Source organism: Prevotella sp. LCP21S3_D2 (assembly GCF_052118345.1).
GTDB lineage: Bacteria > Bacteroidota > Bacteroidia > Bacteroidales > Bacteroidaceae > Prevotella.
Genome location: NZ_JBQKHJ010000010.1, coordinates 79147 through 96746 on the forward strand (window position 1 = coordinate 79147; position 17600 = coordinate 96746).

The 17600-nt window shown below is 44.6% G+C and carries 14 protein-coding genes; 6 read left to right on the plus strand and 8 right to left on the minus strand.

All coding sequences use genetic code 11. The features are described 5' to 3' along the window. The first annotated feature begins 104 nt into the window (after nucleotides 1-104). The 3 genes from ACTQ16_RS08600 to ACTQ16_RS08610 all read left to right on the plus strand — a co-directional run bounded on the left by ACTQ16_RS08600 (nucleotide 105) and on the right by ACTQ16_RS08610 (nucleotide 3300). A complete protein-coding gene (locus tag ACTQ16_RS08600) occupies nucleotides 105-470 on the plus strand; it encodes a hypothetical protein (protein WP_217760676.1) in 366 nt (121 codons plus the stop codon). 106 nt (nucleotides 471-576) lie between these two features. Continuing rightward, nucleotides 577-2064, plus strand: coding sequence for a xylulokinase (locus ACTQ16_RS08605; protein WP_217760677.1), 1488 nt, complete (start codon nucleotides 577-579; stop codon nucleotides 2062-2064). Nucleotides 2065-2229: 165 nt separating this feature from the next. Next, nucleotides 2230-3300, plus strand: coding sequence for a mannose-1-phosphate guanylyltransferase (locus tag ACTQ16_RS08610; RefSeq protein ID WP_295346717.1), 1071 nt, complete (start codon nucleotides 2230-2232; stop codon nucleotides 3298-3300). A gap of 107 nt (nucleotides 3301-3407) precedes the next feature. Here the strand turns inward: ACTQ16_RS08610 and ACTQ16_RS08615 are convergent, their stop codons facing one another. The 8 genes from ACTQ16_RS08615 to ACTQ16_RS08650 form a co-directional block, all read right to left on the minus strand. After that, nucleotides 3408-4214, minus strand: a complete 807-nt coding sequence (locus ACTQ16_RS08615) for a DUF6266 family protein (RefSeq protein ID WP_441936989.1) — start codon at nucleotides 4212-4214, stop codon at nucleotides 3408-3410. A gap of 333 nt (nucleotides 4215-4547) precedes the next feature. Continuing rightward, complete coding sequence (locus tag ACTQ16_RS08620; protein ID WP_441936991.1) at nucleotides 4548-6416, minus strand: DUF3987 domain-containing protein; 1869 nt, start codon at nucleotides 6414-6416, stop codon at nucleotides 4548-4550. Nucleotides 6417-6508: 92 nt separating this feature from the next. Continuing rightward, nucleotides 6509-7105: a BT4734/BF3469 family protein gene (locus ACTQ16_RS08625; protein ID WP_441936993.1), complete on the minus strand. Its 597-nt coding sequence runs from the start codon at nucleotides 7103-7105 to the stop codon at nucleotides 6509-6511. Further along, nucleotides 7102-7506: a helix-turn-helix domain-containing protein gene (locus tag ACTQ16_RS08630; RefSeq protein WP_441936995.1), complete on the minus strand. Its 405-nt coding sequence runs from the start codon at nucleotides 7504-7506 to the stop codon at nucleotides 7102-7104. The genes ACTQ16_RS08625 and ACTQ16_RS08630 overlap by 4 nt, the downstream gene beginning before the upstream one ends. 351 nt (nucleotides 7507-7857) lie before the next feature. After that, entirely contained in the window at nucleotides 7858-9012 is a 1155-nt protein-coding gene (locus ACTQ16_RS08635) for a hypothetical protein (protein WP_441936997.1), read from the minus strand. Next, the gene (locus ACTQ16_RS08640; protein WP_441936998.1) at nucleotides 9009-11162 is read right to left on the minus strand and encodes a Piwi domain-containing protein; all 2154 of its coding nucleotides are present in this window, start codon (nucleotides 11160-11162) and stop codon (nucleotides 9009-9011) included. The genes ACTQ16_RS08635 and ACTQ16_RS08640 overlap by 4 nt, the downstream gene beginning before the upstream one ends. A gap of 397 nt (nucleotides 11163-11559) precedes the next feature. Next, nucleotides 11560-11985: a putative toxin-antitoxin system toxin component, PIN family gene (locus ACTQ16_RS08645; protein ID WP_294968329.1), complete on the minus strand. Its 426-nt coding sequence runs from the start codon at nucleotides 11983-11985 to the stop codon at nucleotides 11560-11562. A gap of 7 nt (nucleotides 11986-11992) precedes the next feature. Further along, entirely contained in the window at nucleotides 11993-12217 is a 225-nt protein-coding gene (locus tag ACTQ16_RS08650) for a hypothetical protein (RefSeq protein ID WP_294968332.1), read from the minus strand. A 488-nt stretch (nucleotides 12218-12705) separates the two neighbouring features. On the opposite strand from ACTQ16_RS08650, the gene ACTQ16_RS08655 reads away from it, so the two are divergent. The 3 genes from ACTQ16_RS08655 to ACTQ16_RS08665 all read left to right on the plus strand — a co-directional run bounded on the left by ACTQ16_RS08655 (nucleotide 12706) and on the right by ACTQ16_RS08665 (nucleotide 17573). Next, on the plus strand, nucleotides 12706-13398 hold the full coding sequence (locus tag ACTQ16_RS08655; RefSeq protein WP_040553841.1) for a DNA methyltransferase: 693 nt from the start codon (nucleotides 12706-12708) through the stop codon (nucleotides 13396-13398). Then, the gene (locus tag ACTQ16_RS08660) at nucleotides 13385-14887 is read left to right on the plus strand and encodes an Eco57I restriction-modification methylase domain-containing protein (protein ID WP_441937000.1); all 1503 of its coding nucleotides are present in this window, start codon (nucleotides 13385-13387) and stop codon (nucleotides 14885-14887) included. The genes ACTQ16_RS08655 and ACTQ16_RS08660 overlap by 14 nt, the downstream gene beginning before the upstream one ends. A gap of 85 nt (nucleotides 14888-14972) precedes the next feature. Continuing rightward, on the plus strand, nucleotides 14973-17573 hold the full coding sequence (locus ACTQ16_RS08665) for a GIY-YIG nuclease family protein (protein WP_441937002.1): 2601 nt from the start codon (nucleotides 14973-14975) through the stop codon (nucleotides 17571-17573). Nucleotides 17574-17600: the final 27 nt, after the last annotated feature.

Sequence of the window (17600 nt, forward strand, 5' to 3'; positions counted from 1 at the left end):
GTTTTCTTTTCAGGAGAATGCCGCGGCTCTTTCTGTCTCTAGTCTTTCTTTTTCTTTGTTCTTTATCTTTGTTTTGACTTAAAAACTTTATTATTACAGTAACCATGTCTATAGATCAGGAGATATTCAGAGTGTTGATGGCTGCGGGCAGCAATGGTCTCAAACTTGAGAAGATTGCCCGTCATGTTTATAATTCATGTAATTCAATCTTTACACCATTGAATTATAAGGATGTGCATGCCTATGTCACACAGTATCTTACCCGTTGCGCCAAAGACCCAGGTTCGCTTATTGAGAAAGGCAAGGGGTATGGTGTTTATCATATCAATTTCAAGTCGGTTCAGGTTCAGCAGCTCATGCTCGACTTCTCTTCTTCTGCCACGGCTGGCATCAATAACGAGGAGGATAATTCCGGTTCCGACAGCGGAAATGGCTACGTTAGCAACGATCTCTTTGGCGATAATCTGTAAATAGCAAGAAAAAATATATTTCATTTCGGGGGGGAATTCCATGTTGGTTCGTATTATATAAAGAAAGAACAATTTAATTATAATAAACATATAAAATGAACTAATTATGGCTAGAAGATATTTATTAGGCTTTGATGTAGGTTCCAGTTCGGTAAAGGCATCTCTTACCGATGTAGACAACGGTGAAATTGTAGCGTCTGCGTTTTATCCAGACCATGAGGCGCCTATCATGGCGGTGAAGGCTGGATGGGCTGAGCAGGATCCACAGATGTGGTGGGATAATGCCAAGCTGGCGCTGAAGAAAATCATGACTGAATGCGGTGCCAAGGGTGAGGATATCCTCGCTATCGGTATCTCTTATCAGATGCACGGATTGGTTTGCGTTGACAAGAACCAGCAGGTGTTGCGCCCATCTATCATCTGGTGTGACTCCCGTGCCGTACCTTATGGCGAGAAGGCTTTCCGTGAACTGGGAGAAGACCTCTGCTTGCGCAATCTGCTCAACTCTCCAGGCAACTTTACTGCCTCTAAGCTGGCATGGGTGAAGGAGAACGAGCCAGAGCTCTTCGACAAGATTGATAAGATCATGCTCCCAGGCGATTATCTCGCCATGAAGCTTTCCGGTGAGGTGAAGACTACCATCAGCGGTCTTTCTGAGGGTATGATGTGGGACTTTACAGCCAAGAAGCCTGCCAAGTTCCTGTTCGATTACTTCGGATTTGATGAGAGTATGATTGCCGACATCGCTCCTACATTCTCTGTACAGAGCGTAGTCTGCAAGGCTGCTGCTGATGAACTCGGACTCAAGGAGGGTACTCCTATCTCTTACCGTGCCGGCGACCAGCCTAACAATGCTGTCAGCCTCAATGTATTCAACCCTGGTGAAATCGCAAGTACAGCGGGTACATCTGGCGTGGTCTACGGTGTGCTCGGTGATGTGAACTACGATCCTAAGAGTCGCGTGAATACCTTCGCACATGTCAACTATACCACAGAGCTCGACCGTCTCGGCGTATTGCTCTGCATCAATGGTACCGGCATCCTGAATGCCTGGGTTCATCGCAATGTTACTCCAGACGTCAGCTATGCTGATATGAATGACCTGGCTGCCGGTGTGCCAATCGGTAGCGACGGCGTGAAGATTATCCCATTCGGAAATGGTGCTGAGCGTGTATTGGAGAACAGAGAAGTGGGCTGCTCCATCCGTGGCTTGAGCTTCACCAAGCACAATCGTGCCCACATCGTACGTGCAGCTCAGGAGGGTATCGTATTCAGCTTCTGCTATGGTATGGAAATCATGCAGCAGATGGGTATGGACATCAAGAAAATCCACGCCGGTAAGGCTAACATGTTCCTCAGCCCATTGTTTAGAGATACATTGGCTGGCGTAAGTGGAGCCACCATCGAACTCTATGAGACAGATGGTAGTGCCGGTGCTGCCAAGGGTGCTGGTATCGGTGCCGGTATCTACAAGGACCATGATGAGGCATTTGCAACCCTGAAGAAGTTGGCTGTTATCGAACCGGATGAGGCTAACCGCCAGGCTTATCTCGAAGCTTATGCTAACTGGAAGGCAGAATTGGCAAAGCTCTAAACGGGCTTTTGCCGAAAATCATGATCATGTAAATCAGTCTTTTTTGATATAAATCAGTCAGAAAATGACAAATAATAAAGGATGGAAGTTTTTTCCATCCTTTTTTTTCGTTTATACAGATAATTTTTAGTACCTTTGCCCATTATTAAAATATATTTTTAAATTATGGCTCATAAAAATAATCATTTAGTAATAATGGCAGGTGGAGTAGGCAGTAGATTCTGGCCTATGAGTACCATTGAAAAGCCAAAGCAATTTATCGATGTTCTAGGAACGGGACGTACGCTGTTGCAACTCACCTTCGACCGTTTTGAAGGTATTTGTGACCCGGAAAACGTGTGGGTTGTCACCAACAAGAAATATGCAGCATTGGTTCATGAGCAGTTGCCTGAGATACCGGAGAGTAACATCCTTCAGGAACCTTGCCGCAGAAATACGGCTCCTTGCATCGCTTATATCAGTTGGCGCATCAAGGAGAAGGATGCACATGCCAATATCGTGGTAACACCATCCGACCATATTGTTACTAATGGTAATGAGTTCAGAAGAGTGATTGCTTCTGCCATGAAATTTACCAGCGAGACCGACAGTATCGTGACGCTCGGTATGAAGCCCAACCGTCCGGAGACAGGCTACGGTTATATTCAGGCAGATTTGACTACTCCTTCGGCAAGAAACAAGGAAATATTCCGTGTAGACCAGTTTAGAGAGAAGCCTGATCTGGCAACGGCAACAGAATATATCAAGGACAAGAGTTTCTTCTGGAATGCGGGCATCTTCGTGATGAGTGCTGCCACCATCGTGAATGCTTTCCGCGTTTATCAGCCTGCCATCGCCAAGATTTTCGAGAGCATGAGAAGCATCTATGGCACCGACAAGGAGCAGGAAGAGATAGATCTCCGTTATCCTGAATGTGAGAGTATCTCGGTAGACTATGCCATCATGGAGAAGGCAGAGGAGATTTTCGTGATGCCAGCCGATTTCGGTTGGAGTGATTTGGGCACATGGGGCAGTCTGCTGGCTCAGAGCCGCAAGGACCTCAACGGCAATGCCCTGATTGGCAAAAACATCGAGATGATAGAATCAAAGAACAACATCATCCATACGATGAACGAGAAGAAGGTGGTTATCCAGGGACTCGACGGCTATATCGTAGCTGAGGAAGACGGAACGCTTCTTATCTGCAAGCTCTCTGAGGAACAGCGCATCAAGATTTTCTCAGGAAGCGAAAAATAGAATCAGAATATTACTTTACGATTAATGATAAAAAAAAGAAGGCAATCAAAAGTGATTAAGTTCACTTGAGATTGCCTTCTTGCTTTTTTATTGATAACTGTAAGGGCTTATAAACCTACGTCTCCGCTGGAATCTTCACCCTTGTTATCGCCCTTGGTGTCATCCTTGGTGTCTTCACCTTCAGAACCGGTTCCCTGCGAAGTGTTGTCCTGACCTGGAGTATTGTCGATGACACCGTCGTTGTAGAGAATGCCGTTGGCACCAGGCTCCACGGAACCGTCACTTTTCACATCGCCTACATATACCGAATTGCTTACGCCATTGTTCTGTACTGAAGCAAAGCCGATATAGCAGGAAAGCATGTCACCATCCCAGTCGGCTGGCAGCTTCAGGGTCACCTTGCAATCCACTCGGCTTGCTTCCTCGGTAGTGAAGATAGCTTCGCGCTTCGTGAAGTTGTAGATGAGTGGCATGGCGAAGTCGTCTACGCTGGCATGACTCTCGTCTGAGTTGTCTTCCCAGGCAAAGGTAGCTACATTGTTGGCTACCTTCACTGTACAGAATCTGCCTGGCATCAGCGAACCGCTGCTTACCTGCACCTTGCTAGGGTCGATGCCAAATGTTGGATACTTGCCCACTATACAGTTGCGTACGGTGTGACTCATGGCTGCGTTGGTGGCAGTCTGATGCTGGGTGTAGTTGCGGTAACCAGTCTGCAGGTAACCTGTCATCACCTTCAAAAACTTCTGTGCGATACCAAACTTGATGCGCTGAGCCATCTGCTTCTCGGTGCGAGGGTTCTTGATGCTCTGAGCCTTGCCACGCATGTAAGCTGTGCCTTTCCAGCTGCCACCTACTACTGTTCCTACGGTTCCATTGAAACCGCCAAGAATACCTTGTCTAATCTTTCCCATAACTTTTCCTTTCTTTTTAAATGGGTTAATCAAAATGTCAATGAACTCTGTTTGTTGCACCCCTCTTGCGATAGGATACAATTCGTGGCTCCCTTCTCCCTTCTTTCCAGACTCCTGAAAACGGCGTTTCTCGGAGTTGGTACGGAGCAGGTACGGAGAGGGTACGGAGCAGGTCTTTCTCAAAGTCCGATCGCTACTCGTTGATTGATATGTTCCGTAGCCCTCGTTTCCTAACCACATTGCAAAGATACTACATTTTTTCCCCTTTTCCAAGCATCGGTTGTATGTTGCTCAGCGTTGCGTCCGTTTGCGTAGTAGTCTTGATTCATAACTTTAATGTGCTACCGCTTCTGCTTGATTTTCAGTAGTATCAACCTTCTCGTACTTGCCGTTGTCTACTCTCTTGCAGAGGTTGTATTTGCTTACGTATTCGCCCACGTACTTCTCTGCCGTTCTCTTGGCGATGCCCAGCTTCTGTGCCGCAGCCAGCACCATCTGTCGGGTGAAGCTGGCAGGCAGGGCAGCAAAGAGTTTCTCGCTCTTCGGACTGAGCCTGATGCCTGTCGCGTTGTCTCCCTCCTTGTTAGGCAGCAGGGTAGAGAAGATGCGTGCAGCGTGCAGCATCAGTGTGTCGGCAATGATCAGAGCGCACTCCAGGTCTTCGTCCTTGCAGATGATGCACTCTGGCAGGGAGGTGGAACCTTCCAGACGGGTAATGCTCAGAATCATGGCAATGCGATAGGCACTCAATCCCATTCGGTAGATGTTGGCTACGAAGTCTCTGCCCAGCATGTCCTTGTATTCTTCTACCAGCTTGTTGAAGAAATCGTTGAACTTGCCTTCCTGCTCTTCCGTCAAGTGGAACTCGATGCCGCCTTCCTTCTTCTTCAACAGCAGATGAATGTCATACACCCGCTTGCCGATGGCTTCCATCTCCTCATCGATGGTTCGGGTTGACTTTGAGAACACGTTGTGCCACTTGGCAGGAATATCCACCAGCATGAACAGGAAGCGGGAGAAGAGACCGTTCTCTGCCGATGGAATCAGATTGGCTACCTGACCTGGCGTACCCGTCAGATACACCGTCCATTTCGGGTTGTGAATCTCTACATGCTCATTCTCCTTTCTTCGGCGATAGTTGATATCCTCGTGGTGGAATCCCTTGCGCAGACCATCCGAGAAGTTGCCGTAGTCGCTTTTCAGCGTGTTGGCAAGCGAATCAGCCTCAGTCTCGAAGGTGATGCCCTGGTCATGGTTGTCGTGCAGCGCCTGGTAGATGGCGGTAGAAGAGCAGTTGGCAGGAATCAGCAGTGAGCGGTAGGGAGGCTCCTTGGGCAGTGGCATTCCCGAAGCCTTCCTGCCCAAGGCTCTGATGTCGGCAAGTTCCTGCTGATAGTCGTCCACCTCCTGCTTGTTGGCTTCCCTTACCTCCTGCTCAATGAGGCTCACCAGCTTGAGGCACGATGTGGTTCTGCCTTTTCCGCTTGCAGCTTTGGCTACGTTGAAGATGTAGAGGTTGGCAAACACCTTCATGTTGTCGTAGATGGCAAATACCTCGGGGAATGCACCGCTCAATACGGCAAGGGCTGCCAGTACGAGCATATCTTTCTCCGTAATCGTCTTGCCCAGGAAAAGGACTTCTTTCAAGATATCAGGTAGATAGCCTATTACCTTCTCGCTGAAGGTAGGCAGCGGGATGGTTTCAGCCACTTCGTGCTCTACTACTGATTCTGCTGATATGCCATTTGCAGCCGTAGATGCATTCGGAGCTATTGCCAGGTTTGCCATGTTTGCACCCTTTGCAGGGTTTGCAAGGCTTGCAACGTTACCGTTTCCGGCAACGTTGTCATGGCTAGGAGCCACCTTGATGTCAATGCCTGCCTCCTTGGCATAACTGAAGAAAGAGCGGATGGTGATACCTTCGTGGTTGGTAGTGTCATGCAGACGCTTGATGCAGTTGGAGTACAGCTTATCGCACTCCTCGTACTTGTAGCCGGCATTGAACCGACTGATGTCATGGAAGATGCTTCTTCCTTCCTCACCCAGCTCCAGAGAGATGCCGAAGGCGATGTTGCGCCAGTTATTGTATCCTTCTGTGATGTCGATGTTCATCTCAACGATACGGTTGGCTACTGTGCGGATTTGCTCAGCCTTACTTACTTGGGCCCATTGATTTGGGTCGAAATCTAGTATTTTGTTCATATTCTTATCTATTTTATAATTAATTTGTACAACAATAGAATTGGCTTTTCCCTGCGGTTGCCGAACGTTGTTTCTTCACTCTTCACTCTTCCTTAAAAAGGGCAGATGAGAGGATTTACGTAGCAGTTGGGGTCGTAGGGCAGGAAGCAAGCTCGGCTCACATTCTTGCAGGCTGCATCAATCTTGATGCCTCCATACGCTTGCCAGATATAGTGCTCCAATGCCTGGAACCAGGTTTGGTGGTCGCATTGCTGCAGGTCTATCTGTACGAAGAGTTTCAATCCGTCACCCGAAGGACTACGGAAGGCAAGTTCCAGTTCGAAGTTCTTCTGCATCATTTCATCATGGATGAATTCCTGCTTCAGTTCCTCCACCAGGTCTTTGCCCACGTGGTCGATATCCAGGCACATGATGCCCGAGTGCTTGATGAGTCCCTGGTCGTTGCGTGCGTTGAAGATTCCGCTAGCCAGCACATAGTCAAACTCCTTTGCCTTATAAGCCTTGCGTCTTTTCTCTTCCTCTTCCGGAATGCCACGGAGCGTATCCGTAGCATTCTTGAAGAGGGTAGGGTCTGTAATGTACTGCCACAAGTGGTAGATGCCCACCCGGTTGTGGCTCACCACATTAGAGATAGGATGGCGATAGTACTGCATTCTGTGCTCCTGCAGCTGTTCAAGGTTCATCGTCATAGGGCGCCTCCTTTCTCCACCTTATTAATAATAGGAGTCTGCATCTTGCCTTCTTCCTCATCTTTAGGCATAGGCTTGATGCGGCTGTCTCTGTACGATTCATCCATGAGTCGTTGCAGGTCCCGTTCCTTGTAGTAGCATCTTCCGCCCATCTTGGCAAACGGCAGCTTGCCATTGGAGCGTAGAGTCTGCAGGGTTCGGGCACTGATGTGGAACATCTCCATCACCTCATAGTTGTCGTGCCACTCAGAAAGTGGCGTCAGTAGCTCCGTTGCTTCCTGACTATCCAGGCTGTCCTGACTTTGCATAGTTTGCATCGGTTGCAAAGTTTGCAAACCTTGCGGAGCGTGCATGCCGGTGTTGGCATGCTTGCATGTGCCATACTGTTCTTCAAGCATCATGCTTTTAAATTTATTCTTAGACATATTAACCGAACCCTAACGATGTGACGTCTGGATTCGGTTGCAAAGAAAATTGTTCTATTTAGTTCTAAGGGTAGGATTCACTTGTTCTATTTCGTTCTAGTTGTTCTATTTTGTTCTGGTTGTTCTAAAATTAGTGAAGTTTTGCAAGTGAGCTCTTCACGCTCTGAACCAACGGTCACCGGCGCGTAGCGGAAAGGTAAAGGGCAGAAGCTCTTAGCCCAGGGCGTTGCCCTGGGTAACAATGGTTTGAAAATTGCGCCCTGTAAGGGCGAAAGCTTTAAAAATGATTAATCTGAGATATAAATTCTTGAAGAAAATGCCAAGAATTTATATCTCGTTTTTTATATTTGTATATTCTTCTTTTACTTGTTCTATATATTCTGGATGTTGGTAGTCTTTTAGGGATTGAGATGTGCTATGAAGCGCTGTTCTATATTTTTTAAAAGTTCTTCCATTTTCATATCCCATAACTACTCTTGTACAAAACTCGTCATATTTCGTATAGGTGTAACCTTTTTCATATTTATTCTTTATCCAACCGTAAAAATCCAGAAATTCGAGCATGGCTGCGGCATGAGCAGGATTTTCAAGCATTGTTTCAATGAGTCTCAATGCTTTTGCTTTGCGCATTTTTTCATCTTGCGCTTCTAAAGCTACGATCAACGGCATCTTTAGGAATTCATAGCAAGTAGTTTCTTCCAAAAACTTTTCTGCTTTGGTAAGATGAACAGTTTGCTTGTCTTCCGTCTGTTCTGTCTCTTTTTCAGTCTTCTGTATATTTCGATTTTCCTGTTTGGCTTTTTCGGCCTGTTCTCGGAATCTCTCAGTTACATCTTTGGATGGATAAGTCCCATAGGTATAATAAACGAAATCTTCAAAATCATCTTCGATATCTATTGCTTTTTTAGAATATATGATTTTTTGAAACGATATGAACAGGCTGAAATACAGTTCTATAAGCATATTTCGGAGTAGGCTGGTTACGGGGCTTTGATACTTTTCTTCTTTCAGCTCTTTACAATATCCTTTGATGATATTTAATAATTCTTTAACTTCCGTAAAGATAAAAGAATCATCTTGCATCGTTGAATGTAAATCTAGTATAGCACAAACCGTACGTACTTTTTCCAGTTCCAGAATCGTCTTGTACATTCGCAGATAAGGCGTATTTATTTCTGGAGCTGGGAAAATGTTTTTTAGAACGTGTTTATACTCTCTTGTATAATAGTCTGGTGTAACCGACTTGAGATAGCGAGTGATGGTATCTTTCAACTCTTTATCCCTTTTATATTGTAAGCCCACTTGGCTATGGCTGTCAAGAGCATGGGTGATGTCTTTCTCAAGCTCAATGAGATTAGTTCTTTCTTTGGCTTGGCGTAATGTATGCATCATTTGAGACAGTTCCTCTGCAGGAACTGTCTCTTTGATGAGTGTAGGACGAAAGTCGCCTCTTAGTATAGCTTCTATAATTGGTAATGTCATAGCATCCAAAGATTATTTTTACCGAAATCAGTTAACTGACCATCAGGAAAATGAGGTACAAACTTGGCTACCAGTTTTGCGTAAGCAATGGTGATAGGCATACTTCTCATGGAAACTGATTTCCAGTTGATGCGAGTTGTTTGATATGTTAGGGTGATGATATTCTTAATATCTTCTTCACTCAAATCCTGTTCGTTGTTTCTGCCTGCCATGATGGAAATCTTGATGGGGAAAGGTCTGAGGAATCCCATTCTCTCACCATATTGCGCATATCGCTCATTATTATACAGCAGATATTCGTGAATGCCACGTTTGGTACGAAGATGAACATACGTTCCGCTCACAGGCATTAATACATTAGGGCATGTCGTGTCAAAAGCAATCAGGTCTTCACTGTCTGTCTCTGTTACATTTATAACGATTACAGGGCAGCTGACCTGGCATTTTTTCAATGCATCTTCTATCATGTCTGACTCATCATGGTTCAGTTTCTTATGATAGTAGATGATGAGCCGTGAAGGTTGTTGAAACTTCTTGTAGAAATTGAGGATAGCTTTGATGATGGTGCTTCTCAACTCCTCAAAGTTTCCCTTGAGACAAGCATCGAAATTATGTAATTCACCCTCTTTGTCGAGGCAGACTGCAGCCCCGATATATTGTTGGTTCATGCCATATTCTTTGTAAGCTCCAATGCCAATAATCATATCGTTTTTTTGGCTTGGATAGGCTATCTTCCATGCCTTTCCACCTTCCTTACCAGCTATGGCTGCAGCAATGTTCGGTACCATATAGCTGATGAAATTCTTATCCTCAACTCTCTTCTTGTGTATCACTTGAGAGCCAATGTTGTACTTCATCAACAGGTACTTCATTTTGTAGTAGAGATGATAATGGGGAGAGGTTGTATCATCGCGGTCGATGTCAGATATGATGATGGCAAAGTATTTCTTGCAATGCTCGAATGGCATTGCTTTGAGATGGTTCTCTAGTGCTTCCAAAGCGTGCTCATCATCTGAAAACATGAGGTTCATACCATCAGCCCATGCATGGTTGCCCATCCATATTGTATGGTATAGATAATTGTTTGTATCAACATCATTAGGGTCCAAACGACCAGAAGAGTCTTTGCCCTGTTGGAAGATGTTGTATAGTCGCCAGAGGGTAATTTTCATGCTTTGAGGGCATATAAAAAAATGGCGATGCTCTGCTGGACGCTCGGCTGCTCCATACTTCTTGAAGAAGTATCCTGGACTGACACCAGTTTGACCATTGCCAAATTTAAGAGTCTTTGCTTTCTCGTCAACAATACCTATCTTATGGTCTGCCAATTGTATAAAGTTGGCGTTGTCGGGTAAATCCACGCCAACTTCCTCTTTGAAAGCTGGTGTGTTTATCCATCTGTCGATGAATTTTCTAATTCCGTTATACTTGGTTAGGTATTTGTTGGTATCTCTATTATAATAGGTAGGAACCGCAAGGTCTCCTTTAATTTCTGGGTTGCAAATAGGAAATATTTGTTCCTCAGTCAATTCGATATGGCGTTGCGTAATCTCATTGCATGGCATAACCATAGTTCCGGCAATTACCTGAAATTGCTTGTTCTGTAATGCAGGCAAAAGAAATGCTTGAGTTTTGCCAACAATGGATTTGCGGCCCATAGAGACATCTAGTTGCCATGCGTCCTCAACCTGGTCATTGTATCTAATGGTCAAGTTATAACGTTGATATTTACGGTATTTTGGATTGGCATCGTCTTCAAGTATATAAATTTCAATACCATTTGTGAAGCCTCTACGGCATGGGCATCTTTGGTTGCGGAAATAGCGAACCATTCTCTGATACAGAATATTCTTGGTTAGTCTGATGTTATCCTTGATATTGAGGTCTTCTATGTTGATTCTTTTTAGTTGTTTATAGTTAACTTCTAGTAGAGCCTCAATTTCTGTCTCCATAATAGGTAGATAGGCCTTGTTTTCACCTTGAAGCCCCATCATGGCGCCCCAAAGCGCAGAGTCTCGTTCCTTGCAGACACTAATGCCATTGTGCATTAGTGTCTTAATGGAATTCTCATCCAGACTACTGCTCCCAGCTATTAGCTCTGTGGAGATTCTTTCATGCTTTACAACGAAGATAGTAGAGTTTTCTTTCATACTTCATCATTTTTTATTAATGTTTGCACAAGATTGCTTAGGCAAACGTCGTGCGTTGTAATTTTACTTGCAAATATACAAAAAATAAGGTAAAAGAAAACGCTTTGGCTAACTTTTTTATTGTTAAATATATTTAAGTATCTATTTAGTAGATAGTTAAGGTTCTTAAAATGAAAACTTCTATATTTGAAAAATACAAGAAAATGCCAGAATTGGATGTTTTTGCCTGCATTCTTAAAAATGAACTTATTCTAAAAGTTAAAAAAGAGAGAACTCGTTTCTGGCCTACCTTCTGCTTCTCCTTTTGTACCTTTTCATCTCCTTCCATCTGGCACATAGATATCTGCTATTGCAATATCTTCTTCCATAGATTTCCTGTATTCAAGAAGCTCGTTTATTAGTTGATATCAATATTTCGGTATAATCTGGCAAACTCTTCTAATTTAATTACTAGAACTCTTGGAAAATCGATGTTTTCTAATTCTTTGAAATGTTTATCATCTGATACAATGAAATCGGCATTGGCAAAGACAGCACAATCCACAAACTTATTGTCATCGGGATCCTGCGTGATAAGGTTCCAGTGATAATGAGCATCAATTCTTTTGGTATTCGGAGCTTGAGTTATAATCTCCAATACTATAGTTGCAATTAAACGATTTGTTTTAAGACAAAGTATTTCTTCGTATTCTTCTAGAATTTCTGTTGTATAGCAAAGACAATAGTCCCCATTCAAGAACCCTTCCCATAAGAAATAATTCTTGTTTTTTCTTGCAATTATCTGCAAGAGACAATTGGTATCTAAGACTATATTTCTCTGCATAGTCTGTCTATTTGTAAGCCGTGCGCAAATGTTCAGACTGCATTTCCTGCAACTTTTCATTGCTTAGTTCGCCAGATTCCCAAAGTTTATCTATTTCTCGCTGCAAGCGATCATTCATAAACTTTACTAATGTTTGTTTCAAGTCTGCCAGGTCTTGTTCCGACTGCAAACAAGAGATAACATTGAGCACAGCCTGTTGGGCCTGATTGAATTGTAATACTTGTGTTGCCATATTTGTAATTTTAAACATTTCACTCTGCAAAGATACAGATAATTATTGATACTCCAAAGATTTTAAGAAGAATATTTTTATTTTGCAAGAAAATAGGGGGATAATATAAAAAAGGTGGCGATTATTTTTGTAATCTCTTATTTTTGCAGTATCTTTGCATTCGGATTGATTCGCCTTAGGGTGATGACGTCTGTTTTTGTGGATGAAATAGATTTCGTATCTAGTTCGATGAAGTTCTAAACTCAAATAGTCCGACCAGACAATAGCAACGAACTTCTGAGGATGAGGATGCGCCTAGCTATAGGCGTACCCCTTCCTTTCGTTTCGTTGCATGGGTAAATCTTTGGTCGGACAACCCCGAGTTTAGGAATGAATAGGATGTGGGTGCGCCTTTTTCTTTCCATAATATTTAGATAAGACTTTATACGATAAGTCTTTGAAAGACAAGTCTTTCATGTGTTATTGATTTTTAAATGTCCGACCAAAACATGATAAATAATCAAGATTTTGATAATGAAAGACAGGTAGTTTCGCGTGAGCGAGTGGCGGAGCATGGAGAAGTTTATACTGCCAAGCGTGAGGTGAATGCTATGCTCGACCTGGTGAAGGAAGAGACGGAGCGTATCGACTCCCGATTCCTGGAACCGGCTTGCGGCAACGGCAATTTCCTCATCGAAATTCAGCGCCGTAAACTCGAGGTGGTGGAGTGCCAGTATGGTAAGAGCCGATACGACTACGAACTGTATGCCGCCCTCGCCATCAGTTCGATGTATGGCGTGGAGCTGCTGCCCGACAATGTAGCTGCCTGTCAGAAGAGACTCTATGAAGATTTCATGGAGCGCTATCAACGTGTGTTTCATCAGGAATGCAGTGCCCCTTATGAGCGTTGCATTCAGTTTCTTTATGCCAAAAACATTCTTTGTGGTGATGCCCTCACCATGGAAACGTCTTCCGGGAAACCTATTGTCTTCTCGGAATGGGGCTTCGTGGGCGGTGGCAAAGTGAAGCGTCGTGACTTCCGTCTTGATGATTTGCTCAAGAACGTGGAGTATGATAAGCCGAAACCAGACGAGGAGGGTTTACTTTTTGCAGATACGGGCGAGCCAACCTTCGTGCATGAGCCTATCAAGGAATATCCGTTGACTCATTATCTTAATCTTCCCGACCATGATCAATTATAATCCCGATGTGCTCAGTTGCCTTGCCAATCTGAGCAACGATGAGGTGTTCACGCCTCCTGAGATAGCCAACCGCATGCTCGATCTTTTGCCAAAGGAGATTTGGAGCGATAGTAAAGTGAAGTTTCTCGACCCGTTCTGCAAGAGCGGTGTGTTTCTTCGTGAGATAACCAAGCGGCTGCTGGATGGTCTCTCCGAAGAGATTCCCGATATGCAGGAGCGCCTTGACCATATCCTGCATTATCAGGTGTATGGCATGGCGATAACGGAGCTTACTTCTCTGGTGAGCCGCCGTTCGCTCTATTGCAGCAAGGAGGCCAGCAGCGAGTATAGCATCAGCCGCTTTGATGAGGCTGCCGGCAACATCGCCTTCCACGAGATTCCGCATACCTGGAATGAATCTACAGGCAAGTGTATCTATTGCGGCGCAAGCCGAGATGTGTACGAGCGTGGTGAGGATAAGGAAAGCCATGCTTATCAGTTTATTCATACAGACAATCCAAAAGAACTATTCAACAATATGAAATTCGATGTAATTATCGGCAATCCGCCGTATCAGCTGAATGATGGTGGGGGAAGAGATTCTGCTGCTATACCATTATATGATAAGTTTGTACAAAAAGCAAAGCAGTTAGCACCTCATTTCTTGATAATGATTATTCCTGCTCGTTGGTATACCGGTGGAAGAGGTCTTGATGATTTTCGAGATAATATGATTTCTGATACTCGTTTGAAAGTAATTCATGATTATCCGGAAACTGATGATTGTTTTCCTGGCTTGAACATTAGAGGTGGAGTATGTTATTTCTTATGGGATTCTTTGTATCATGGAGATTGTACTATCATTAATCATATAAAAGGAAAAATGATTGAAATGAAACGTCCTTTGAAGGAAGCCAATATCCCGCTTCTTATTAGATACAATCAATCTATAAGTATAATGAAGAAAGTCTTAAAGTTTAAAGAGGTATCTTTAGGAAAGTATGTTAGTACTAGTAAGCCTTTTGGGATGCGTTCGAATTTTAGTGATTTTACTTCAATCCAAACTGAGATGCATTCAGTCAAGCTTTATAGATTTGGTGAAAATGGTTATGTTGCTAAGAAGATTATTGTAAAAAATGAAAAATTGATAGACCGTTACAAGGTCTTGGTTTCAAAGGCAAGTCCTGGCGGTGATGAATATCCTCATTCTATCGTGAGTCAGCCTATCGTTTCAGAACCAAACTCTGTTTGTACCGAAACGTATTTGGTAATAAAAGATGTGGATTCAAGAATAGAAGCAGAGAATTTGGTTTCTTATATCAAGACTAGATTCTTTAGATTTATGATGTCTTTGGTAAAGAACACCCAAAACATTTCAAAGGCGAGTTACACTTTCGTCCCCCTCCAAGACTTCTCTCATCCTTGGACCGACGAGATGCTCTATCGAAAGTACAATCTCTCATCTGATGAAATCGCTTTCATCGAGTCGATGATTCGTCCGATGGAATAATCTTGAAATATAATCTAAGTAGGGTAAGGGAGCAGGCATTCTCCTGCTTCCACCTTTTATATATAACAACATAACATCATGGATTATGACGCAGAATTTATTTCCCGAGAAATCGGAGTCGCAGCCTAAAATCTATGCTTACAGAGATAAGCATAACCCCGACTTGAAGGGATTGCTCAAGGTGGGCTATACCACCCAGGATACGATTACCCGAATTCATCAACAATATCAGATAGTGAAGCCAAGCGGTGACCCTGTGAACATCGTCTTCGAAGAATCGGCGATGCGGCAGGACGGAACTGTCTTCACCGATCATGAGGTGCACCGCATGCTGCTCAGAATGGGTTGCCGGAAAGTGGCTGGCGAATGGTTCCGCTGCACCCAGGAGGATGTGAAGAAGGCATGGCTTGCCGTGAGAGACAGAAGCGAGACCATCTACGACCGCACCGAAACTTTCCCGATGCGACCTGAGCAGCAGGAAGCCGTGAACAAGACTGCCGAATATTTCAATCGGTTCCAGCATGACCATGAGCATACGCCTCATTTCCTCTGGAATTGCAAGATGCGATTCGGCAAGACTTTTACTACCTATCAGTTGGCTCTTCGCATGAAGTGGCGCCGACTGCTGGTGCTTACCTTCAAGCCTGCCGTGGCGCAAGCTTGGGAGGAAGACCTGATGCGCCATCAGGATTTCGAGGGTTGGCAATTCATCAATGCCAAGACTCAAACCGATGAGGATATCGACATCAACAAGCCATTCGTCTGCTTCGGTTCCTTTCAGGATTTCCTGGGCAAGAGCAAGAGCGGAGGCATGAAGGCGAAACACGAATGGACACGAGCCTTTAACTGGGATTGTGTGGTGCTGGATGAATATCATTTTGGTGCATGGCGAGAGGAAGCGCAGGAACTGATTGGCTCCAGGGAAGACATCAAAGTGCAGAAGAAAGCCATGGTTGAATCGGAGAAGGAACTGAGTCGGGAGATAGAAAATCCTGATTATTTCGATGAGGACATGATGCCAATCACGGCTCGTCATTACCTCTATCTTTCGGGCACGCCATTCCGTGCACTTGCTTCGGGCGACTTTATCGAGGATGAAATCTACAACTGGACTTATTCCGACGAGCAGCGTGCCAAGGAGGAGTGGGAGAATGCTCATCCACAGGCATTACCCTTGCAGGGGTATGCTGCGGAGGATACATCGCTGCCCAAGAGGATGACCCCCTATGCCTCGCTCCCGAGAATGGTGCTGATGACCTATCAGTTGCCACCTTCCATTGCCGCCGTGGCGAATGATGGAGAGTTTGATGAGTTCGACCTCAATACGTTCTTCCTGGCAGATGGAGAAGGCGAGGAGGCATGCTTCCATTTTCATGATGATGTGCAGAAATGGCTCGACTTGTTGCGTGGCAACTATCTGCCTGCATCTATTGACCATTTGAAGCAAAACAATAGAAAACCGCCTCTTCCTTTCTATGATTCAAGACTTTACGGTGTGCTGGCACATACGCTGTGGTTCCTGCCAAACGTGGCATCCTGCTATGCTATGAGGAATCTGCTGGCAGAATCGCAGAACACTTTCTATCATGAATATCAGGTGATAGTTTGTGCTGGAACCAAGGCTGGAATCGGACTTGATGCCCTTGCGCCTGTAGAGCGGGCGATGGAGAATCCAGATCCTCTGCATTGCAAATCCATTACTTTGAGTTGTGGTAAACTGACCACGGGGGTAACCGTGAAACCATGGACTGGTATCTTTATGCTTCGTGATACGTCGAGTCCGGAAACATACTTCCAGGCTGCCTTCCGAGTGCAGTCGCCATGGACCATTACCAATCGTGATGGGTTGCATCCCAACCAGACGGAGATTTTGAAGCAGGAGTGTTACGTTTTCGATTTCTCGCCAAACAGGGCTTTGAGAAAGTTGGCGGAATATAGCAGTCAGCTGAATGTGGAAGCCGACAAGACTCCGGAGCAGAAGGTGGATGATTTGATTCATTTCTTGCCCGTAATCTGCTATCAGGATGGAGCGATGAAGGCTTTGAATGCCGGAGAAGTACTTGATATGGCAACGAGTAATACTTCTGCCACCTTGCTTGCCAGGAGATGGGAGAGTGCCACGCTGGTGAATGTAACCAATGGTGTGTTGGAAAAGCTGCTGAATAACGAGCAGGCGATGCAAGCTCTGATGAACATCGAGGGATTCAGAAGTTTGAATGAGGACATCCAGACTATCATTACCAAGACCGACCACATCAAGAAGACCAAGAAAGTGGCTTCGGAATCGGAGGATGGTCTTTCGAAAAAGGAGAAGAAGGAATTAAGCGAAGAGGAGAAGGAAGTAAAGAGCAAGCGCAAGATGATACAGGAGAAACTCATCAAGTTTGCCACTCGTATTCCTATCTTTATGTATCTTACGGATTATCGTGAGCGCAGTCTTCAGGATGTCATCATGCAGCTGGAGCCTGGTCTTTTTGCCAAGGTTACGGGTTTGACCAAGAAGGATTTTGAGTTGCTGGTGAACCTGGGAGTATTTAATGAGGCGTTGATGAAAGATGCCGTCTTCAAGTTCAAGCGCTACGAGGACAGCAGTCTTACCTATACGGGCATTAACCGTCATAAGGAGGATGAGAAAGTGGGCTTGTGGAGCACCACGATTTCCAGGGAAGAACTTTATAGTGAATGAATCTAGATGATAAAGAAAGCCAGCCTT